Annotated in this window: 1 protein-coding gene; it reads left to right on the plus strand. The window is 66.9% G+C overall.

Annotated elements, in window-relative coordinates:
* Positions 1 to 21: 21 nt before the first annotated feature.
* Positions 22 to 4,744, plus strand: a 4,723-nt coding sequence (locus ABZS69_RS66830; RefSeq protein WP_355395552.1) for an amino acid adenylation domain-containing protein, incomplete at its 3' end; no start/stop codon positions are given.

The following is a 4,744-nucleotide window of genomic DNA, read 5'->3' on the forward strand; positions in this document are numbered from 1 at the left end:
CCTACTTCCCCGACGGAGCAGGTGCTGGCCGGGATCTGGGCCGAGTTGCTCGGTGTGGACCAGGTGGGTGTCCGGGACAACTTCTTCGATCTGGGCGGCCACTCCCTGCTGGCCACTCAGGTCACCTCTCGTATCCGCAGCACTTTCGGCACGGACATGGCTCTCGCGGCCCTGTTCGACCAGCCCACCATCAACAGCCTGGCTACCCTCATAGACCAAGCCTCGGCTGAAACCGCCAGGCCACCGATCCGCCCGGCCGACCGCGACCAGCCGCTGCCGCTGTCATTCGCCCAGCAGCGGTTGTGGTTCCTGGCCCAACTCGACCCCGACTCGGCCGAATACAACACCCCCACTCCCATCCCGCTGCCCGGGGACCTTGACATTCCCGCCCTGCGTGCCGCGCTGACGGCGCTGGTGGAACGGCATGAGGTGTTACGCACTCGGTTGGTCGCCGACGCCGACGGCGTCCCGTACCAGATCATCGACCCTCCCGCCGACTTCGACCTGCCCGTCATCGAGGCGGCGAGCGACCAGGAAGCACAGGCGCTGATCGCCGCCGACGCGGCCACGCCGTTCGATCTGGCGGCCGGTCCGCTGCTGCGCGGCACGTTGATCCGCCTCACCGACGACCTGCACATCCTGGCCTTGTGCATGCACCACGTCATCTCCGACGAATGGTCGGCCAAGATCTTCCAGCGGGAACTCACCACGCTCTACGACGCATTCCGGGCGGGAGAGCCGTCCCCGCTGACACCGCTGCCAGTCCAGTACGCCGATTTCGCCGTGTGGCAGCGCTCCTGGCTGACCGGCCAGACGCTGCAAGAGCAGCTCGGCTACTGGCGTCACCAGCTCGCCAACCCGCCCATCCTCGATCTGCCCACCGACCGGCCCCGCCCTCCTGTACGCTCCACGGCCGGCGCTGCCATCAGCTTCCGTATTGAAGCTGAAACCGCTCGCCGGCTGCACGAGTTGACGCGTCAGAGCGGCGGCACCATGTTCATGACGCTGTTCGCGGCGTTCAGTGCGCTGCTCGGTAAATACAGCGCCCAGAATGATGTGCTGGTCGGTACGCCGGTGGCCAATCGGAATCAGGCCGAGACCGAGGATCTGATCGGGTTCTTCGTCAACACGCTGGTGCTGCGTACCGACCTGTCCGGCGACCCGACCTTCACCGACCTGTTGCAGCAGGTGCGGGCCACCGCGTTGGACGCCTATGGTCATCAGGATCTGCCGTTCGAGCAGCTTGTCGATGAGCTGGGTGTGGAGCGTGATCGTTCTCGGACGCCGTTGTTCCAGACGTTGTTCAACTACATCGGCGAGTCGGGCGACGATCGTGGAAGCGAGGAGTCGGCCGAGGCCACGGTTCAGGAAGGTGTCGTCAAGTTCGATCTGGTTGTGAGCATGGTCGGCTCTGGTGACCGGGATCTGGCCGGTTCGGTGCAGTACAGCACGGCCTTGTTCGACCAGGCCACGATCGAGCGGCTGATTGGCCACCTTCGGGTGCTGCTGGATGCCGTCACCGCTGATCCGGACCGGCCGTTGTCGGCCTTGCCTGTTTTGACCTCGGCCGAGCGGCAGGTCCTGGACGGCATCAACGCCACCGGGATGGTGCTGCCCGAGGTGGGGGGTGTGCACGAGCTGATCGCGGCTCGTGCGATGGCCGGACCCGAGACGGTCGCGGTGGCCGGGGCCGAAGGAGAGCTCAGCTACGGCGAGCTGGAGGCTCGTGCCAATCGGCTGGCTCATCGGCTGATCGGGCTGGGTGCGGGGGCGGAGACGACGGTGGCGTTGTGCCTTCCTCGCGGTGCGGACCTGGTGGTGGCCGTGCTGGCGGTGTGGAAGGCGGGCGCGGCCTATCTGCCGCTGGACCCCACCAATCCGACGGATCGGCTGGCCTATGTGCTGGCAGACAGCGGGACGGACCTTCTGCTGACCACCGGGGAACTGCTGAGCAGGCTCCCCGCCGCCGATGCGGACGCGGGTGCGGACGTCCCGGTTAGCGGTCTGCGCCCGCGGCTGGAGGAGCTGCCCGCCGGCCGTCTGCGCACGCTGGTGATGGACGATCCGGGCATACAGGCTATGCCGGTCACGCCTCCTGATGTGCCTGTTGCCCCAGGTCAGGCGGCCTACCTGATTTACACCTCCGGTTCCACCGGCCGCCCGAAGGGGGTGCGGGTCGGGCATCGGGGTCTGGTGAACCTGGTGGTGGCACAGCAGGAAGCGTTCGGGGTTTCGGCGGGGTCGCGGGTGTTGCAGTTCGCGTCGCCTGGGTTTGATGCGGCGGTGTCGGAGATCGCGGTGACGCTGGCCGCAGGGGCGACGCTGGTGGTTCCGCGGGCGGAGCAGCGGACGGCCGATCTGGCCGGGTTCATCCGGGAGCAGCGGGTGGATGTGGCGACGTTGCCGCCGTCGCTGCTGGCCACGCTGGACCCGGCGCAGCTACCCGAGTTGACGTTGATCAGCGCGGGTGAGCACCTGGATCCGGAACTTGCGCAGGTGTGGGGCGGCCGGCATCGGCTGCTGAACGCCTACGGTCCGACCGAGACGACGGTGTGCGCGACCATCGGCCAGGATCCGGCCGGGATCGGCGGTCCGATCGCCAACACCACCACCCACGTGCTGGATGCCCACCTCAACCTCGCCCCTACCGGTGTGTCCGGGGAGTTGTTCGTGGGTGGTGTGGGCCTGGCCCGTGGTTATCACGGGCGGCCGGTGCTGACGGCGGAGCGGTTTGTGGCCGACCCGTACGCGGGTGACGGCTCGCGCCTGTATCGCACCGGTGATGTGGCTGTGTGGCGGCCGGATGGCCAGTTGGCCTTCCTGGGGCGTACCGATCATCAGGTGAAGATTCGTGGTTTCCGGATCGAGCCGGGCGAGATCCAGCATGCGCTGACCGGCCACCCGCACATCGCCGCAGCCCTGGTGACCACGTTCGGGCAGGACGCTGACCGTCGGCTGGTCGCCTACCTGGTTCCCGCTGATCCAGCCCACGGCATTCCCGCCACGGATGATCTGCGGGCGTATCTGGCTGTCGGCCTGCCGGATTACATGATCCCGTCGGTGTTCATTGAGCTGGCTGCCTTCCCGTTGTCTCCGAACGGGAAGATCGATCGGGCCGCGCTGCCGGTGCCGGACGGCAGCCGTCCCGAGCTCGTCGGCGGTTATGAGGCGCCGGTGACGGCGACGGAGCAGGTGCTGGCCGGGATCTGGGCCGACCTGCTCGGCGTGGACCAGGTGGGCGTTGGGGACAACTTCTTCGATCTGGGCGGGCACTCTCTGCTGGCCACCCAGGCCATGACCCGTATCCGCAACGCTTTCAGCGCGGATCTTCCATTGGCGGCCTTGTTCGATCAGCCGATCATCAAGGGTCTGGCCACGCTCATTGACAGCACCGCCCTCACCACGGTCGCGCCGCCGATCGTCCCGGCCGACCGTGATCAGCCGTTGTCGCTGTCGTTTGCGCAGCAGCGGCTGTGGTTCCTGGCCCAACTCGATCCCGGATCGGCCGAATACAACATCCCCACCCCGATTCCGATGCCTGGTGACCTCGATGTCCTGGCCTTGCGTGCCGCGCTGACGGCGCTGGTGGAGCGGCATGAGGTCCTAAGGACCCGGCTCGTCGCAGACGCCGACGGCATCCCGTACCAGATCATTGACCCGCCCGCCGACTTCGACCTGTCGGTCATCGAGGTGGCGAGCGAAGAGGAAGCACAGGCGCTGATCGCTGCTGACGCGGCCGCTCCATTCGACCTGGCCACAGGACCTCTGTTGCGTGGCAGCCTGATCCGCCTCAGCGAGGACCTGCACATCCTGGCCTTGTGCATGCACCATGTCGTCTTCGATGAGTGGTCGGCCAAAATCTTTCACGAGGAACTCGCCTCCCTTTACGAGGCCTTCCGCGCCGGACAGCCGTCGCCGCTGGCACCGCTCCAGGTGCAGTACGCCGATTTCGCGCAATGGCAGCGTTCCTGGCTTACCGGCGAGACGCTGGAGGAGCAGCTCGGTTACTGGCGGCGGCAGCTCGTCAACCCGCCCGTCCTCGATCTGCCCATCGACCGCCCTCGCGCGGCCATCCGCGACACCGCCGGTGCGGCACTCGACTTCCACATCGGTCCTGAAGTAGCCGACGGCCTGCGAGCACTGTCGCGCCGCACCGGCATGACCATGTTCATGACGTTGCTGGCTGCTTACACCGTGCTGCTCGGCCGCTACAGCCGTCAGGATGACGTGCTGGTCGGTACGCCGGTGGCCAACCGGAATCAGGCCGAGACCGAGGATTTGATCGGGTTCTTCGTCAACACGCTGGTACTGCGGGCCGACCTGTCGGGCGACCCCACCTTTACTGACCTGCTGCAGCAGGTCCGCGCTACGGCGCTGGACGCCTATGGTCATCAGGACCTGCCGTTCGAGCAACTCGTGGACGAGCTCGGCATCGACCGCGACCGCTCCCGGACCCCGCTGTTCCAGACGCTGTTCAACTACCTCACCACCGAGGGGAACGACAGCGACGGAAGTCAGAACGACGAGGCGCAGAACACAGCGCAGACCGTGAAGTACGACCTCATCCTCACCGTGGCAGACTCAGGGGAAAGTGGGCTGGCGGGGTCAATCCGATACAGCACTGCGTTGTTTGATCGTTCGACGGTTGCGCGGTTGGTCGGTCACCTGCAGACGCTGGTCGAATGCGTCGCGGCCGATCCCGGACGGCCGTTGTCGGCGCTGCCCCTGCTCACCGACGCCGAGC

This window comes from Nonomuraea sp. NPDC005650 (assembly GCF_040605375.1).
Taxonomy (GTDB): domain Bacteria; phylum Actinomycetota; class Actinomycetes; order Streptosporangiales; family Streptosporangiaceae; genus Nonomuraea.